Source organism: Jiangella asiatica, from assembly GCF_004349065.1.
Lineage (GTDB): Bacteria > Actinomycetota > Actinomycetes > Jiangellales > Jiangellaceae > Jiangella > Jiangella asiatica.
In genome coordinates this window covers 176511-192662 of record NZ_SMKZ01000001.1, presented here as the reverse complement: position 1 = coordinate 192662, position 16152 = coordinate 176511, and the positions used below count along the sequence as shown (strand labels likewise).

The 16152-nt window shown below is 71.2% G+C and carries 15 protein-coding genes; all 15 read left to right on the top strand.

The window, feature by feature from the left end; genetic code table 11:
- Positions 1–65: 65 nt before the first annotated feature.
- Positions 66–1235: an acyl-CoA dehydrogenase family protein gene (locus E1269_RS00875; protein ID WP_131890019.1), complete on the top strand. Its 1170-nt coding sequence runs from the start codon at positions 66–68 to the stop codon at positions 1233–1235.
- Positions 1236–1681: 446 nt separating this feature from the next.
- A complete protein-coding gene (locus tag E1269_RS00865) occupies positions 1682–2650 on the top strand; it encodes a sugar phosphate isomerase/epimerase family protein (RefSeq protein ID WP_203432666.1) in 969 nt (322 codons plus the stop codon).
- Between the two features lies 1 nt (position 2651).
- Positions 2652–3500, top strand: a complete 849-nt coding sequence (locus E1269_RS00860; RefSeq protein WP_131890017.1) for a sugar phosphate isomerase/epimerase family protein — start codon at positions 2652–2654, stop codon at positions 3498–3500.
- Positions 3497–4237 carry a GntR family transcriptional regulator gene (locus E1269_RS00855; protein WP_131890015.1) on the top strand — a complete coding sequence of 247 codons (741 nt, stop codon included), beginning with the start codon at positions 3497–3499 and terminating at the stop codon, positions 4235–4237. The genes E1269_RS00860 and E1269_RS00855 overlap by 4 nt, the downstream gene beginning before the upstream one ends.
- 42 nt (positions 4238–4279) lie before the next feature.
- Positions 4280–5278: a TRAP transporter substrate-binding protein gene (locus E1269_RS00850; RefSeq protein ID WP_131890013.1), complete on the top strand. Its 999-nt coding sequence runs from the start codon at positions 4280–4282 to the stop codon at positions 5276–5278.
- Position 5279: 1 nt separating this feature from the next.
- Complete coding sequence (locus E1269_RS00845) at positions 5280–5843, top strand: TRAP transporter small permease (protein WP_131890011.1); 564 nt, start codon at positions 5280–5282, stop codon at positions 5841–5843.
- Between the two features lie 16 nt (positions 5844–5859).
- A complete protein-coding gene (locus E1269_RS00840; RefSeq protein WP_131890009.1) occupies positions 5860–7131 on the top strand; it encodes a TRAP transporter large permease in 1272 nt (423 codons plus the stop codon).
- Positions 7107–8066 carry an aldose 1-epimerase family protein gene (locus tag E1269_RS00835; protein WP_131890007.1) on the top strand — a complete coding sequence of 320 codons (960 nt, stop codon included), beginning with the start codon at positions 7107–7109 and terminating at the stop codon, positions 8064–8066. The genes E1269_RS00840 and E1269_RS00835 overlap by 25 nt, the downstream gene beginning before the upstream one ends.
- Before the next feature lie 134 nt (positions 8067–8200).
- Positions 8201–8926, top strand: coding sequence for an IclR family transcriptional regulator (locus tag E1269_RS00830; RefSeq protein WP_131890005.1), 726 nt, complete (start codon positions 8201–8203; stop codon positions 8924–8926).
- A 2-nt stretch (positions 8927–8928) separates the two neighbouring features.
- Positions 8929–10617, top strand: a complete 1689-nt coding sequence (locus E1269_RS00825) for a hypothetical protein (protein ID WP_131890003.1) — start codon at positions 8929–8931, stop codon at positions 10615–10617.
- Entirely contained in the window at positions 10614–11393 is a 780-nt protein-coding gene (locus tag E1269_RS00820) for a hypothetical protein (RefSeq protein WP_131890001.1), read from the top strand. The genes E1269_RS00825 and E1269_RS00820 overlap by 4 nt, the downstream gene beginning before the upstream one ends.
- On the top strand, positions 11394–12395 hold the full coding sequence (locus E1269_RS00815; RefSeq protein WP_203432664.1) for a dipeptidase: 1002 nt from the start codon (positions 11394–11396) through the stop codon (positions 12393–12395). It begins immediately after the preceding gene.
- A 35-nt stretch (positions 12396–12430) separates the two neighbouring features.
- On the top strand, positions 12431–13594 hold the full coding sequence (locus E1269_RS00810; protein WP_131889999.1) for a Gfo/Idh/MocA family protein: 1164 nt from the start codon (positions 12431–12433) through the stop codon (positions 13592–13594).
- Positions 13591–14679, top strand: a complete 1089-nt coding sequence (locus E1269_RS00805) for a Gfo/Idh/MocA family protein (RefSeq protein ID WP_131889997.1) — start codon at positions 13591–13593, stop codon at positions 14677–14679. Before E1269_RS00810 ends, E1269_RS00805 begins: the two co-directional genes overlap by 4 nt.
- Positions 14679–16145: an FGGY-family carbohydrate kinase gene (locus E1269_RS00800; protein WP_131889995.1), complete on the top strand. Its 1467-nt coding sequence runs from the start codon at positions 14679–14681 to the stop codon at positions 16143–16145. Before E1269_RS00805 ends, E1269_RS00800 begins: the two co-directional genes overlap by 1 nt.
- The last annotated feature ends 7 nt before the right edge of the window (positions 16146–16152 follow it).

Sequence of the window (16152 nt, the reverse complement as noted above, 5' to 3'; positions counted from 1 at the left end):
GAGGGTACATCCGGCCCCGGACGAGAACTTGCCAGCCGCACCCTACTGACGAGTAGCATCGGGTCATGGACGCCGAATTCGACCTGTACCGGCTCTCCGAGGAGCACGAGGCCATCCGCGGCGCCGTGCGCGACATCTGCACCGACAAGGTCGCGCCGCACGCCGCCGAGGTCGACGAGTCCGCGCGGTTCCCCCAGGCGTCGTACGACGCGCTGCGCTCGGCCGACTTCCACGCGCCGCACATCCCGTCCGAGTACGGCGGGGCCGGCGCCGACGCGCTGGCCACCTGCATCGTCATCGAGGAGGTGGCCCGGGCCTGCGCCTCCACGTCGCTGATCCCGGCGGTCAACAAGCTCGGCACCATGCCGCTGCTGCTGGCCGGGTCGCCCGAGCTGAGGGCGCGGTACCTGCCGCCGGTGGCGGCCGGCGAGGCGATGTTCTCCTACGGCCTCTCCGAGCGCGAGGCCGGCTCCGACACCGCGTCCATGACGACTCGCGCGGTGAAGGACGGCGACGGGTGGGTGCTGTCCGGCCAGAAGTCGTGGATCACCAACGCCGGCGTCTCGCAGTACTACACCGTCATGGCGGTCACCGACCCTGATGCCGGCTCGCGCGGCATCAGCGCGTTCGTCGTCGAGGACGGTGACGACGGGTTCTCCTACGGTGCGCTCGAACGCAAGCTCGGCATCAAGGGGTCACCGACCCGGGAGCTGCTGTTCGACAAGTGCTGGATCCCGCAGTCGCGGCTCGTGGGTGAGCTCGGGCAGGGCCTGAGGATCGCGCTACGCACACTCGACCACACCCGGGTGACCATCGGCGCACAGGCGGTCGGCATCGCCGCCGGCGCCGTGGCGGCCGCGACGGCGTACGTCCAGGAGCGTCAGCAGTTCGGCCGCCCCATCGCCGACTTCCAAGGCGTCCAGTTCATGCTCGCCGACATGGCCATGAAGGTCGAGGCCGCCCGCCAGCTGGTCTACCGCGCCGCGGCCGCATCGGAGCGCGACGAGGCTTCGCTGGGATTCCTCGGCGCTGCCGCCAAGTGCTTCGCCTCCGACGCCGCCATGCAGGTGACGACGGACGCGGTGCAGCTCTTCGGCGGTTACGGCTACACGCGCGACTACCCCGTCGAGCGCATGATGCGCGACGCGAAGATCACCCAGATCTACGAGGGCACCAACCAGATCCAGCGCATGGTCATGGCAAGACAGCTGCTCAAAGGGGTTGTGAGCTTCTAGTCCGAGGGCGCGCATCGGGCCGGTTTCCATGATCGGGCCGTCTCTGGGCCGTCAGTTTCGGATCCGAACACGGCATCGACGGCTTGCCGCGCCCGCATCGGCCTGGATCCAGGTACTCGGCCAGTTCCTTGATCGACAACCCGGGGGCGAGCAACGTCGAGGGGTAGAAATGCCGCAGCGCGTTGATGCCGTCGGTCCGGCCGCGGAACATCCTCGATCCAGAAGCCGCACCAGCGACAGTGTGTCGAGCACCTACCGGGACGTACCGCCCCAACCACGCTTGTCCTGCGTCGGGTGATGTGCGACGGATCGCAGGTCAGGCCGTCTCACGTCCGGCCGGGGTCGCGCTACTCGCACGGCCGCACTTGCGGCCCGGGGCGCAGCGGTCTACGTTGGACCCCAAAATGGATCCAAAATCGGGTCCATTACCGGCGGGTGACGGAGCGATGAGTATGGCCTTCAAGCACTGTGTCCAGGTGGGGATCCTCGGCCGGTACGCCGATCGGTTCACCGAGTACCAGCCGCCCCGCCCGTTGCGTGACCGGCTCGCCGCGACCTCGGGGATCGACGGCGCCCGCGGCGTCGAGCTGGTCTACCCGCCCGACTTCGAGGACCCGGCCGAGACCGCCGCCCTGGTGCGCGAGTTCGGGCTCGAGGTCGCCGCCGTCAACCTCAACGTCAAGACCGACCCGGTGTGGCGGTACGGGTCGTTCACCAACCCGGACCCCGCGATTCGGGCCCGGGCGGTGTCCGACCTGCGGGTGAGCATGGACCTTGCCGCAGATCTCGGTGCCGGCCTGGTCACGGTGTGCCCGCTCATCGACGGCTGGGACTACAACTTCCAGGCCGACTACCAGAAGCAGTGGGCGTGGTTGATCGACGGTCTCCGTGAGGCCGCCTCCCACCGGTCCGACGTGCGAGTGAGCATCGAGTACAAGGCGTTCGAAGCGCGCCAGTCGATCATCGTGCCGAACATGGCGACCACGCTGCACCTGTGCGACCGGATCGGTCTGGACAACATCGGGGTCACCATGGACGTCGGGCACGCGCTCATCGCGGGCGAGACCCCGGCCATGAGCGCCGTTATGGCGCACGACGCGGGACGACTGTTCTACGTCCATTTCAACGACAACAACCGGGCCTGGGACTGGGACATGGTGCCCGGGGCGGTCAACCTCTGGGACATGCTGGAGACGCTCTTCTATCTCGACCGCCTGGGCTGGGACGGCTGGTTCTCCTACGACGTGTTCACCAAGCACGGCGACCCGGTGGAGGCCTTCGACGCGACGATCCGCGCGATGGACGCGCTGGGCCGGATGCTGGACAAGCTCGGCCGCGCCGAGCTGCAGGACCTCATCGACACGAAGTCGCCGGCCCGCGCCACCGAGTACCTGCTCACGACCCTGGCCCGCTGACATGGAACTGGGCGTCGGCAGCTACGCGTTCCGCTGGGCCGTCGGGCACCCGGCCTTCCGGCCACGGGTCCCGCTCACCGTGGCCGGCATGGTCGACGAGGCCGGCGCGCTGGGTTGCGGTCTGTTGCAGATCGCGGACAATGCCGAGCTCGATTCGATGGATCCCGACCGGTTGCGAGCCCTGCGCGATCACGCCGACGCGCGCGGCGTGCGGTTGCAGGTCGGCACGTCGGGACTGACCGAGGCGCGGCTGCGGCGTCAGCTCACCGTGGCGGCCGAGCTGGGCGCCGACATCGTGCGAGTCGTCCTGGACGCCGACGGCGTCCATCCCAGTCCGGCGGAATGCGTCGCCATCCTGCGTGCCGTCGCCCCGGACTACGAGGCCGCCGGCGTCACCGTCGCCATCGAGAACCACTTCCTCACCCCGAGCGACCAGCTCGTGTCGATCGTGGAGGGGTCCGGGAGCCGAGCGGTCGGCGTCTGCCTCGACACCGCCAACTCGATCATGATCGGCGAGTGGCCGGCCGAGACCATCGCGCTGCTGGCTCCGCACTGCGTGAACCTGCACTTCAAGGACTACGCGGTGGTGAGCGACCAGCACGGCGTCGGTGGCCATGTGGTGGGCCGGACCCTCGGCGAGGGCTGGTTGGACATCCCAGGCCTCCTGACCGCGGTCGTCGCGGCGGACCAGCGGCTGGACGGCCGGCTGGGCGTGATCGTCGAGCAGTGGCTGCCGCTCCAGGGCGACGAGACGGCCACGTTGGACGCCGAACGCGCCGGCCGCGAGGCCAACATCGACGCCGCCCGGCGCATCCTCCGGCAGAACGACCCGGCGAGGATGACGCCATGAGCGAGCCAAGGAACACCGAGCGCGTGCCCGCGCCGGAACGCGTGTATCGCGAACTGCGCCGAGCGATTCTGGAGGGCGCCATCGCCCCCGGCGAACGGCTCACCACGATGAGCCTGGCCGAGCGCCTCGGCGTGAGCCGCACGCCGATCCGGGCGGCGCTGGTTCGCCTCCAGGCCGACGGGCTGGTCGACAGCGAAGGCGGCCGCTCGGCCCGCGTCCGCCCGCTCACCGTCGACGAGGTCGAGCAGGCCTACGACGTCGCCATGGGCCTGGAGGGCGTGGCGGTGTACCGGCTGGCCCAGCATGCCGACGACACCCAGAAGGATGACCTCCTGCGGGTCGTGTCGCGGATGGAGACGGCGGCAGAGCGCGGCGACCGCGGCGCGTGGGTGGAGGCCGACGAGCAGTTCCACCAGCTGCTGGCCGAGCTCACCGGCAATCCGCTGCTCCGGCAGGTCATGGAGCGCGTGGAGACCATCATCGGCCGGCTGCGCTTCATGTCGTTGCACATCTACCCGCAGGGCGCCGCCACCTCGGCGCACGAGCACCGAGCCGTGGTCGACGCGATCCGGGACGGCGAGCCGGAGCGGGCCCGCCAGCAGCACCACGACCACTGGGAACGGGTACGCCAGGCCAACGTCGGCTTCCTGCGCGAGGGGTTCAGCGGGAGCGCGGGCTACCTCTTGACCACGCCGCCGGCCCGACGCCCCCGGGACGAGGCCTCCGCCACCGACTGACCCGCGCATGATCCACATCACCGACGATTGGAAGTGCAGACGATGACGTCCTTCTCCCGTTCGCGGACCGCATGCGCCGTGACCGCCGGCGTGCTGATGCTCAGCGCCGCGTGTACGAGCACGTCGGGCGACGCCGGCTCCGGTGGGAGCCACGAACTCATCCTGGGTGCCACCTCAGCGGGTGGATCGCTCGAGGTCCAGGCTTTGCAGCGGTGGGCCGACGCCGTCGCCGAACGCAGCGACGACCGCCTCACCGTCACGATCCTCGCCGACGGACAGCTGGGCAGCGAGCTGGAGACCCAGGAAGCGATCATCAACGGCGACGTCCACGGCGTCTCCGGCGGCGTCACCGGCGTGCCGGAGCTGGACTTCCTCGCCGCGGCCTACATCTTCCGGGACGCCGACCACATGCTCGAGGTGATGCGCAGCGACGTCGCCGAGCCCTGGTCCGAGGCCTGGGTCGAGCAGTCCGGCGTCGAGATCGTCGGGGTCCTCGAACGGCTGCCCCGCACCTTGACGAGCAACGTGCGGGTCGAGGAACCGGGCGACGCCGACGGGCTCGACGTGCGCGTGCCCAACACGGAATTCCAGATCGACATCTGGGAGGCGGTCGGTGCCACGCCGGTCGGCATCCCGTCGCAGGAGGTGTACTCGGCGCTGGAGACCGGCGTCGTCGACGCCCAGGAGAACGCCCTTGACACCGCGTACGCCAACGCCGTCGGTGACGTCCAGCAGTACGTCACGCTCACCGAGCACACGTACATGCCGCAGTTCGTGGGGGTCAGCGTCGCATTCCTCGAATCGCTGCCGGACGACCTCCAGGAGATCCTGCGCGACGAGATGCGCGCGGCCGAAGAGTGGCTGTCCGCGGAGCTGGACACCGCCTACACCGACATCCTGGAGGAGTGGGAGAGCCAGGGACTGGAGATCATCGAACCGGACGTCGACGCCTTCCGTGAGCTGATGTACCCGGTCACCGAGCAGTACGCCGCCGACATCTGGGGCGACGGCGTCCTCGACCGGATCCAGTCGGAGTTCTGACATGCCGACGACGACACGCCCCGGCACCGTGCGCCACGCCGTCGATCGTGTCTCGCGGTTCCTCGACCTGGTCCAGCGCGTACTGGTGACGAGCATCGTCGTGATCCTGTCTGCCTCGGCGTTGCTGCTGCTCTGGCAGGTCTTCGACCGTCTCGTGCTCGGCCAGGGCCAGAACTGGATCGAGGAGTATGCGCGGCTCTCCCTGGTCTGGATGACCTTCCTGGGCGCGGCCGCACTGCTGCGCGAACACCGCCACCTGACCGTTGAGTACGTCGTGGACAAGTTCCCGGCACCGCTTCGCCGCTGGTTCGGGCTCGCCGTCGACGCCGCGGTCCTCGCGTTGCTCACCGTCCTGCTCCTGCAGATCCCGGCGGTCTGGGCGTCGTCGTCGGTGCTGGTCTCCCCCAGCCTCGGCATCCCGCGGACGACGCTGGCCCTGGCGGCGTTCATCAGCTACGGCATCGGCGCCGCCTACTGCCTGGAGTCGATCGTGCGCCGGGTCCTCGACATGGACCCGGTCCGGCGGATCGCCACCGACGACGCCACCGAGACCAGCGGCATCTGAGCCGCGAGGAGACTCCATGGACATCATCTGGCTACTCGTCCCGATGATCGCGCTGATCTTCGCGCGTGTCCCCGTCGCCTACGCGATCGGCATCTCGGCGGTCGCCTTCTCCCTCCTGCAGGGCTCGAACGTCGCCGCCGTCGTGCAGCGCTCGGTGGCGGCGCTGGACTCGTTCACTCTGCTGGCCATCCCGCTGTTCCTGCTCGCCGCCGAGATCATGAACGCCGCGGGCCTCACCCGCGTCCTCATGGACGCCGTGCTGAGCTGGGTGCGCAACCTGCGCGGCGGGCTCGCCTACGCCAACGTCGGCGCCAGCATGGTCTTCGCCGGCATCTCCGGGGCGGCCGTCGCCGACGCCGCCGGAACGGGACGGCTGCTGATACCGCAGATGACCCGCAACGGCTACAGCCCGCGCTACGCCGCGTCCGTGACGGCGTCGTCCTCGCTCATCAGCCCGATCCTGCCGCCGTCGATCCCACTCATCGTCTACGGCCTCATCGCGCAGGTGTCGATCGGTGCGCTGTTCATGGCCGGGATCCTGCCGGCCTTCCTCATGGCCGGCGCACTGCTGCTGGTCGTGTTCGCGACGACATCCCGCGACCGGTCGCTGCCACGGGAGCCCTTCTCCGCGTCCTTCGCCGCCAGAGCGACCGGAAAGGCCCTGCCGATCCTGCTGCTGCCGATCGTGATCATCGGCGGGCTCCGGTTCGGGTACTTCACGCCGACCGAGGCTGCCGCGATCGCCGTCGGCTACGCCCTGGTGTGCACGCTGTTCTACGTGCGGCTGCCCGCGCGTGTCCTCGGTCAGGTCCTCCAACGCGCCGCGCTGACCTCGGCGAGTATCCTCATCATCATCGCGTTCGCCGCGCACGTGGGCTGGATCATGTCCGTGCGCGGCATCCCCCGCAGCATCGCCGAGACGTTGTCGTCGATGACCTCCAGCCCGCAGGTGCTGCTGCTCATCGTCATGGTGTTCCTGCTGGTCATCGGCACCTTCATGGAAGCCATCGCCGCGATGCTGATCGTCGTGCCGGTGCTGGCGCCGGCGGCGACCGAGCTCGGCATCGACCCCGTGCACTTCGGCGTCGTCATCGTGATGACGCTGATGCTGGGCTTGCTGACGCCCCCGGTCGGCCTGGTGCTGTACGTCGTCGGCGAGGCCGCCGGGCTGGACGCGATGAAGGTCGCCCGCGCCAACGTGGCGTTCTTCCTGGCCCTGCTGGCGGCGACACTGCTCGTCGCGCTCGTCCCCGAGCTCGCCCTGTGGCTACCGGGCCTCAGCCTCTGAGCGGCGGGGCAGGCCGCGAGTTCCGGATCGCCTCCGCCGGCTACCGCGCCGTGGTGACCCGGACCGGCGCCACCCTGCGCGAGCTCACCTACGACGACAGCCCACTCGTCGACGGGTTCGGCGCCGGGGAGCTGCCGCCGGCCGGGCACGGGCAGATCCTCGCGCCGTGGCCGAACCGGCTGCGCGACGGCCGCTGGAGCTGGCGCGGCCAGCAGCACCGGCTTCCGGTCGACGAGCCGGCCAGAGGCCACAGCGCCAGTCACGGCCTGGTGCGCTGGCTCGCCTGGCAACCGCGAGCGCACGACGCGTCGAGCATCACGCTCAGCTGCGAGCTGCCCGCGCGGCCGGGGTATCCGTTCGCCCTGGACCTGGAGTGCCGCTACGCGTTGTCGGAGGACGGGTTGTCCGCCCGGCTGGTCACCCGCAACGCCGGAACGGCCGCGGCGCCGGTTGCTCTCGGCGCCCACCCGTACCTGCGCCCGCTCGGGCCGCTCGACCAGTCCGTGCTGACCGTGCCGGCCACTCGACGAGTGCTGACCGACGCCGCAGGGCGGCCCAGCGGCGTCGGCGACCTGTCGCGGCACGGACCCGACCTCCGTCACGGCCGGCCACTCGACGGCCTCATCCTGAACCACACGCTGGGCGGGCTGCGCCGCACGGACGGACGCGTCAGCTGCATGCTCGCCGAACCGGCACGCACGATCGAACTGTGGGCCGGACCCAGCTGCCGCTGGCTGCAGATCTACACCGGCGACGCGCTGCCCGGGCCCGCCCGCCGCCGCGCCGTCGCCGTCGAACCGATGACCGCGCCGCCCCAGGCCCTGGCCACCGGAACCGATCTCGAGGTCCTCGAACCGGGCGCGGAGTTGGACCTCGAGTGGGGCCTGCGGATAACGCCGGCCAGCCGAATCCCGGCGGCGCCGGTCGTCCCCTGATCGAGCCAGTCTCGCGCGGCCGAGCGCACTGGATGCTCGCTTTTGCACGCTTTCCCCTTGATTTGCCGTACGCCAAGCCCTAGCGTCTGACTTATCAGGACGACGTCCTGATATCAGGAACGCAGGGAGCCGCGATGAGTCAGACCTACTCGACCTCGCTGACCACGCTCGCGGTGCTGGAGCGGGCCGGCCAGGAGGACCGTGCCTTCCGGGCCGCCGACATCCGGGAGAGCCTGGGGCTCACCCGCGGCCAGCTCTTCGCCCACTTGGTGACACTGCGTGAGGCGGGTTGGCTCGAGCACCTACCCGACAGCACGTTCCGGCTGTCGCTGAAGGCACGCCACCTGGGTGAGCGGGCACTGGCGCAGGCGGGCATCGGGGAGCGGGTCCGGCCGGTCATGGAGGAGCTGACGGGCTCGGTGATGGAGGCGGTGTCGCTGGCCGTCATCGACGGTGACGTCGCGCGCATCGTGGAGCGGGTCGAACCGGACCGCGCGGTCCTGGCGGACTCGACGTTCGAGGGCCGGATGAACCTGCGCCACTCCGCCTCCGGGCGCGTGCTGCTGGCGTGGGGAAGCCCGGCCAAGGTACGCGCGTTGCGCGCGTCCGGCGTCGACGTGCCCGGCGACGACGAGCTCGACGCCATCAAGGAGCACGGCTACGCCCTCTCCGACACCGGCATCGGGCTGGAGACCGTCGCCGTCGCCGTCCCGGTCTTCGACGCCGGCGGCGCCGTGTTCGCCGCGCTGTCGATCATCGGCCCGGTCGGCCGCTTCGACCCGGCGCAGGCGCTCGGCGAGCTCACCGCAGCGGCGGCTCGCATGAACGAGCTGCACACCGGCCTGGGCGCGGAGCGATGACGATGCGTGACCCCGAGGTGATCATGCGCCCGGAACGGCTCGCGGTCCTGCAGCCCAGCCGGCTGTCGGCGAGCCGGGCACTGATGAACATGCTCGTCGGCTCCAACTGGTCGATCTCGCGCGTCACCTGGGACATCGACGAGCGCGGCCGCGGCGAGGCGCTGTACCGGGTCGACGCCGGTCGCTACACGTTCGACCTCGTGGCGCTCTCGTTCGAGCCGCGCATCGAAGGCCGCACCGCCCGCATCATCGGCCGGCACTGGGACATGATGGGCGCGCTGCTGGAGGGCCCGGTCACGCCGGCCGCCCTCGAACAGACCCGCTCCGAACTACCCAAGCTGTACGAGGGGCGCGCGCCGGAGGGCACCCTGGCGTGGGCGCGGTCGAACCGCAGCCTGCGCGCCTTCGATCACGTCGTCGACAGCCTCGCCGCCGGCCGGCAACCCGATCTGGACCGCCTCGCCGAAGCCGGCTACATCCTTCGCAACACCGGGCTGGACGGCAACGGCACGTTCGGGACCCGTTCGTTCCTCGGCTACGAGGAGAACCACCCGCTGCGGGTGCCGTACTTCGCGCAGATGCTGGCCGCCTACCTGATGCGGGAGTTCGGTTTCGATCTGGCCGAGTCGCTGGCGCGGTCGCGCGGCCCCGGCGCGGTCCCGCTCGATCCCCGGCTGAAGACGTACCTCGGCCTGGGCAACGGCTCCGGCCTTGGGCTGATCCTCTGGGTACACAACCACCCGCGCGTCGTGTCGCGGTGGATCCAGCTGCGCGAGCGGGCGATCGCCCACGCGTGCGCACTCTCCGCCGAACAGATCGGCGACGGTTTCGAGCTGCTGGAGTCGCTGCTGGTCAAGGCCGCCCGGCACCGGCGCGAGGACCGGACGCGCTACGAGTCGTTCGACGCCAGCGAGCTCATCGCCCGCGATCTCGACCGCGTGCTCGAGGTCGCCCGGGGGATCGCCGGCGAGACCCGGGCCGGCACCGGCGCGGCCCCAGCCGCACCGCTGTCCGAGCTGCGCCGCCGGGTCGCCCCGCTGGTGTCGCCGACCGCCGCGGAGACCCTGGACTCGCTGCTCATCGAACTGGTGCCGGAGTACGCCGACGCGCTGCTGCGGGAGCTGACCGTGAGCGAGATCCTCGTGCGTTCGCCGCAGTCCACGATCGGGGAGCTCAAGGCGCTCATCGACCGCCAGTACGGCTGGGCCCTCGACCTGGCGCTGGCGGGCGTCCCGGACGACCCGCGGGTTCTCTACAAGTCCCGCAACGCCGAGGAGCCCCGGCGCGGCCCGCGCTCGGAGGCGGGCGAGGCGATCGACCTGGCGCTGCACCTGCCCACGCTGCTCGCGGGGCTGCGGGGCGAGCTGGACGACCACCCCGACGAGCTGTCCGTCGCGAGGTTCCTGGTCGCGCATCCGCGCCGCCGGCAGCTGGTCGAGCGGGTCCAGGCGCTCGCGGACGATCCGTACCACACCCCACTGATGGAGCTGCTCGGCGACACCGTCAACCCGGCGCACATCATCGCGTTGGTCAACATCGCCTTCTACGGCCTGGACCGGACCAAGGACCACCTGCGCCGTACCCTGCGCGGCCTGCTCTTCCACGGTGCACCGACGTGGAGCGACCTGCGCGAGCGAGGCAGCGCGCACTGGTTCTGGCCGGCCGAGCCACGCATGGGAGTCACGTCATGAGCGACACGTCCCTGGTGAGCACCGACGCCCCGTCGCAGCACCGCTGGCCCGGCGACGAGAACGGCGTCATGCGGCTCAGCCCGCGCGAGACCCGGCTGGTCGTCGAGCGCAACCTGCTCCTGCTGGGCTTCGCGCAGAGCGAGAGCGGCCCCGTCCGCGACCTCATCCTCGAAGCGCAGGCCCTCGGCCTCGGCGCGCTGGAGGTGCTTGCGGACGACTTCGACCGGATCCGCGACCGGAACGGGCAGCGCCTCACCATCGTCACCGACGACGGCGAGTTCCTGCGGGTCACCGGCCACGGCGCCTTCTCGCTCCTGGTCGCGCCGAGCATCGTCGACCTCGCCGTCGACACCGTGTACCGGCACGGGCGGGCGGTGCTGAGCGTCGACGACGTCCTGCACCCGCGGCTGCTCGCCGCCGTCACCGCTTCGGCGCACCGGTACGGCGTGAGCGTCGTGGTGGTCTGCGGTGGCGCGCGCACCACCGCGTCGACACCGGACGGCGACGCCCGCGACGTCGCCGGTGACGTCGTCGTGATCGCCGCACCGGCCGCCGAAGGCAGTGGGCCGGCCGGCGTGAGCGCCGTCGCCGGCGGAGCCGCCCTGCTGCGCGCGGCCCGGCACGGTATGCCCACACCGGCACGCGTCTACTGGACGGCCTACGACCGCGCGCTGCTCGCTCTCGCGCCGGACAACGACGTCTCCAGCCGGCACGCCGGACCGATGATGATCGACGCCGACGGCGTCGTGCACGGCGAGTCCTTCGAGGAGCTGTAGATGACGACCGCGACCACCCAGCCGACCCAGATGATCTACGTCGACGGGCTGGAGAACAGCATCTACGACCGGCAGGTCTTCCAGGAGCTGCGCGCCGGCCGCATCACCTGCGCCGTCGTCACCATGGCGTTCTGGGAGGACACGCTGGAGACGATGGACCGCATCGGCCAGTGGCACGACTTCGCCGAGCAGAACGCCGATCTCATCCTGCTGGCCCGGACGACGCGCGACATCGAGCACGCCGCGGCGACCGGCCGCACCGCGATCATGCTCGGCACTCAGAACAGCTCCCCGATCGCCGACCGGGTCCGGTTCGTGGAGCTCTTCCACGACATGGGCCTGCGGGTCATGCAGCTGACCTACAACAACCAGAACGCCCTCGGCGGCAGCTGCTACGAGCCGCGCGACTCCGGCCTCACCCGCTTCGGCGAGCAGGTGATCAGGGAGATGAACCGGGTCGGCATGCTCATCGACATCTCGCACGTCGGCGAGCGCACCGGGCTCGAGGCCGCTGAGCGCTCGGAGCGGCCGATCGCGATCACGCACGCGAACGCCAGCTCGCTGGTGCCGCACAAGCGCAACAAGGGCGACGACCTGATCACGGCCGTCGCCGAGCGCGGCGGGATCATCGGCATCCCGACCTACCCGAAGATCTGCGGGGACTACTACGCGGCGAGCCTCGAGCGCTGGTGCGAGCTGATCCTGCGCACCGTCGAGATCGCCGGCATCGACCATGTCGGCATCGGCACGGACATCGGACGCAACGAGGACCAGGCCTACCTGGACTGGATGCGCGTGGGCCGGTGGACCAAGGGCGAGTTCTACGGCGCCGGCTCGGCCGCCTCACCCGGCGTGACGCCGCCGCCGGACTGGATGAAGACCACCGAGGGCTTCCCCGCCGTCGAGCTGGAACTGCGCCGCCACCTGCCGGAGGCGGACGTCGCCAAGGTCATGGGCGGCAACTGGATGCGCGTCTACCGCGACGTCATCGACCCCACCTGAGCGGCACGGACGAACCGACCGAGAAGGAGAGCCCAGTGACGGAGAAGAAGCTAGACATCGGCGTGCTCGGGGTGGGAGAGATCGCGCTCGGCCCGCACGGCGTGCTTCCGAACCTCCACCACATCGCGCACAAGGTGAATCTCGTCGCGCTGGCCGACCCCGTCGAGGACCGGCTCGCCGCGGCCGCCAAGACGTACGCCGTCCCGCACACGTTCGCGTCCCTTGACGAGCTGCTCCAGCTGGACGAGCTGGACGCCGTCGTCAACCTCACCCCGATCCCGGCGCACGGCGACACGTCGCGGCGGATCCTCGAGGCCGGGAAGCACCTCGCGCTGGAGAAGCCCGTCGCCACCACGCTGGACGACGCGAACGCCATCGTCGACCTCGCCGAGGAGCAGGGTCTCACCGTCGTGGTGTCGCCGCCGAACATGCTGTATCCGTCGCGCAGCGAGGCGCGCAAGCTCATCCGCGACGGCGTCATCGGCCGGATCGCGTTCGCCCGGGCCCGACCGTCCGGTGCCGGACCGGCCGCCGGCGCGCCGTGGCGCGACCCGTCCTGGTTCTACCGAGAGGGTTCCGGCCCGACGTTCGACGTCGGCGTCTACGGCATCCACGAGCTGCTCGGGCTGCTGGGGCCGGTGCGCCGGGTGACGGCGTTCTCCGGCATCACCGACCCGGTCCGCACGGTGCGCCGCGGCCCGTTCAAGGGCCTCGAGGTCGAGGTCACCGCCGACGACAACACGCTGATGCTGCTGGACTTCGGCGACTCCGTCTTCGCCACCGTGGACTCGACGTTCAACGTCTACGCCGCGAAGGGGCCGCGCATCGAGGTGTACGGACGCGAAGGCGCGCTGAACGTCAACTACAACATCAACCAGTCCGGCCCGGCGCCGCAGCTGGAGGTCTACCGCACCGACATCACCGGCAGCGAGTTCGACGGCTGGATCGCGCCGGACCTCGGGCACCTCGCCGGCGCGGAGACCTGGGCGCTCGCCCTGAAGCGGGCGCTGCTGGTCGACCACCTCGCCGACTGCGTGCTCGGCGGCACGCCGTCGGCGCTCGGCGCGGACCTGGCCCGGCACGCCCTGGAGATCATGCTCGGGGCGTACGAGTCCGCGCGGACCGGCACGGCGGTGACCATCGAGTCCACCTTCACCGACGTGGAGCCGCCCACGCCCGCGCTCGGCTCGCAGTGGTGAGCGCGGTGCAGATTCTCTCCGCGATCGTCATTGGCCTGGCCAGCGACCACGCGTGGTCCATGGCCGCCGGGCTGCTCTCCACCGGGAAGGTCACGGTCGCCGCCGTCGTCGACGACGGCGACCACCTGCGCGCCCGTGCCTGCGACACGTTCGGCCCGGTGCCGGCGTACCGGTGCCTGGCCCAGGTGCCCGACGACGCACGGTTCGACGTCGCGCTGGTGTGCTCGGACAACCGGGCCAAGGCGGAGGTGGTGCCGTGGTGCGTCGCCAGGGGCAGCCACGTCTACATGGACAAACCGCTGGCGGCCACCGGCACGGGTGCGCAGGCCGTCGCCGAGGCCGTCGCCCGGTCCGCCGACGCCGGCACCCGCGTCATGGTGGCGTTCCACACCGTCTTCGACGGTGTCCACGACGAGGCGAGGCAGCTGGTCGCGGACGGCGCGCTGGGACGCGTCTACCTGGCCCGCGGCGTGGCCGGTCACGGCGGGCTGCGCGAGGGCGGTGTCTCGGACGACTTCGTCGACTGGCTGGTCGACCCGGCCCGCGGCGGCGGCGGCACCTTCATCGACCAGGCCTGCTACCTGCTCGACACGTTCATGGACCAGCTGGGCGACACCATCGTCGAAGTCGACGGCACCGCGGTGAACCTCGGCGAGCGCGACTACCTGCCGGCATCGGTCGAGGACGTCTCCCTGGCCACGCTGCGGTTCGCCGGCGGCGCCGTCGGCGTCGTCGACACCAAGTGGCACCAGGTCGGCCCGTCGCCGTTGCGGCTGTCATACCACGGCACGGGCGGCACCCTGATCGACGTCGGCGGCCGGTGGGAGCTGCACACGGCCGCCGGGGTCGTGCCGCCGCTGGACTGGCAGCGGACGACGGAGCGCGACGGCGTCGTCTCGTACACCCGCGCCACGCCGCCGAAGGACGGGTATGCCGGCGAGGCCGGCTACTTCGTCGACCGGGTGCTCTCCGGCGAGCCGTTCCATCCCGCTCTGACCGTGTCCGCCGCGCTGCGGGTCCAGCGGGTCATCGACGCGTTCTACGCCTCGGTGCGGACGGGCACGAGGGTGGCGGTGGCCGGCTGATGGGCGTGTTGCTGGGCATCGACATCGGCACGACCGCCACGAAGGCGGTCGCGCTCGATCCGGTGCGCGGCGTGGCCGGGTCGTGGTCGCGGCCGGCGGTCATCGACAGCCCGGCGCCCGGGTACGCGCAGGCCGACCCGGAGCACTGGTGGGACAACGTGTGCGCGATGACGCGGGAGCTGGGCGAACTGCCCGTCGACGGCGTGGCCGTCACGGGCATGGTCCCGACGGTGATCCCGGTCGACGACGACGGCAGGGCGCTGACCCCGTCGATCCAGCAGAACGACGTGCGCGCCCACGAGGAGATCGCCGAGCTGGCTGAGCGGTCCGCGAGCCTCGACGTCCTGGCCGTCACCGGCGCGCCCGTCAGCGCGCAGTCGGTCGGGCCGAAACTGAGGTGGCTGGCCAGGCACGCTCCCGCGGCTCTGGAGGCCGCCAGGTGGGTGGTGGGCTCGTACGACTTCGTCGCCGCCCGGCTCACCGGCCGGGTCACCACCGAGACCAACTGGGCGCTGGAGAGCGGGCTGTGGGAGCTCGCGTCGGGGGCGTGGTCCGAGCTCATGGTGACGGCCGCGGGCGTCGACCGCGATCTCCTGCCGACGGTCCTGGCCAGCGGTGCGCTGATCGGCACGGTGACGGCATCGGCAGCGGCGGCGACCGGCCTGCGGGCCGGCACGCCGGTGTTCACCGGCGGAGCCGACCACGTGCTGTCGGCCCTGGCCGCCGGGATCACCGAGCCCGGGCAGGTCCTCGTCAAGATCGGCGGCGCCGGCGACATCCTCGCCGTGTCCGGTGAGCCCATCGTCGACGAACGACTGTTCCTCGATCTCCACCCGGCGCCCGGCCGTTACGTGCCCAACGGCTGCATGGCGGCCAGCGGCAGCGCGATCCGCTGGTTCGCCGAACAACTGGCGGCGGGCACGGCCCTGCCGGACCTGGACGCCGCGGCCGCTGCCGTCCCCGCCGGCGCCGACGGCGTCGTGTTCCTGCCGTACCTGCTCGGTGAGAAGACCCCGGTCAACGACCCGTCAGCGCGCGGGGCGTTTGTCGGCCTGTACCTCGGCGCCGGTCGCGGCGTGTTGTACCGGGCGGTGCTCGAGGGCATCGCCTACGGGTTCCGCCAGCACGTCGACGTCCTCGCCCAGCGCGGCCTGCCGGCCGGCTCGGTCCGGGTCTCCGACGGCGGCGCGCGCTCGCGGGTGTTCGCGGGCATCGTCAGCGACGTCTTGGGTCTGCCGGTCGAGCGGCTCGGGCCACACCAGAGCTCCGCGCTCGGCGCGGCATACGTGGCCGGGATGGGAACCGGCGCGTTCACGGACTGGGCGGACGTGGAGCGGCTGGTGGACGTCGTCGACAGGATCGATCCCGAGCCTGCGCACGAGGCCGCGTACGCCGTCGGGTTCGGGGTGTACTCCGCGCTGTACCCGGCGCTGCGCGGGATCCGCCCGCCCGGCGGGCGTCTGTAGAGGCCAT

Coding starts and splice junctions, on each gene's coding strand:
- E1269_RS00875 (WP_131890019.1), top strand. CDS start 66: ATGGACGCCGAATTCGACCTGTACCGGCTCTCCGAGGAGCACGAGGCC.
- E1269_RS00865 (WP_203432666.1), top strand. CDS start 1,682: ATGAGTATGGCCTTCAAGCACTGTGTCCAGGTGGGGATCCTCGGCCGG.
- E1269_RS00860 (WP_131890017.1), top strand. CDS start 2,652: ATGGAACTGGGCGTCGGCAGCTACGCGTTCCGCTGGGCCGTCGGGCAC.
- E1269_RS00855 (WP_131890015.1), top strand. CDS start 3,497: ATGAGCGAGCCAAGGAACACCGAGCGCGTGCCCGCGCCGGAACGCGTG.
- E1269_RS00850 (WP_131890013.1), top strand. CDS start 4,280: ATGACGTCCTTCTCCCGTTCGCGGACCGCATGCGCCGTGACCGCCGGC.
- E1269_RS00845 (WP_131890011.1), top strand. CDS start 5,280: ATGCCGACGACGACACGCCCCGGCACCGTGCGCCACGCCGTCGATCGT.
- E1269_RS00840 (WP_131890009.1), top strand. CDS start 5,860: ATGGACATCATCTGGCTACTCGTCCCGATGATCGCGCTGATCTTCGCG.
- E1269_RS00830 (WP_131890005.1), top strand. CDS start 8,201: ATGAGTCAGACCTACTCGACCTCGCTGACCACGCTCGCGGTGCTGGAG.
- E1269_RS00825 (WP_131890003.1), top strand. CDS start 8,929: ATGCGTGACCCCGAGGTGATCATGCGCCCGGAACGGCTCGCGGTCCTG.
- E1269_RS00820 (WP_131890001.1), top strand. CDS start 10,614: ATGAGCGACACGTCCCTGGTGAGCACCGACGCCCCGTCGCAGCACCGC.
- E1269_RS00815 (WP_203432664.1), top strand. CDS start 11,394: ATGACGACCGCGACCACCCAGCCGACCCAGATGATCTACGTCGACGGG.
- E1269_RS00800 (WP_131889995.1), top strand. CDS start 14,679: ATGGGCGTGTTGCTGGGCATCGACATCGGCACGACCGCCACGAAGGCG.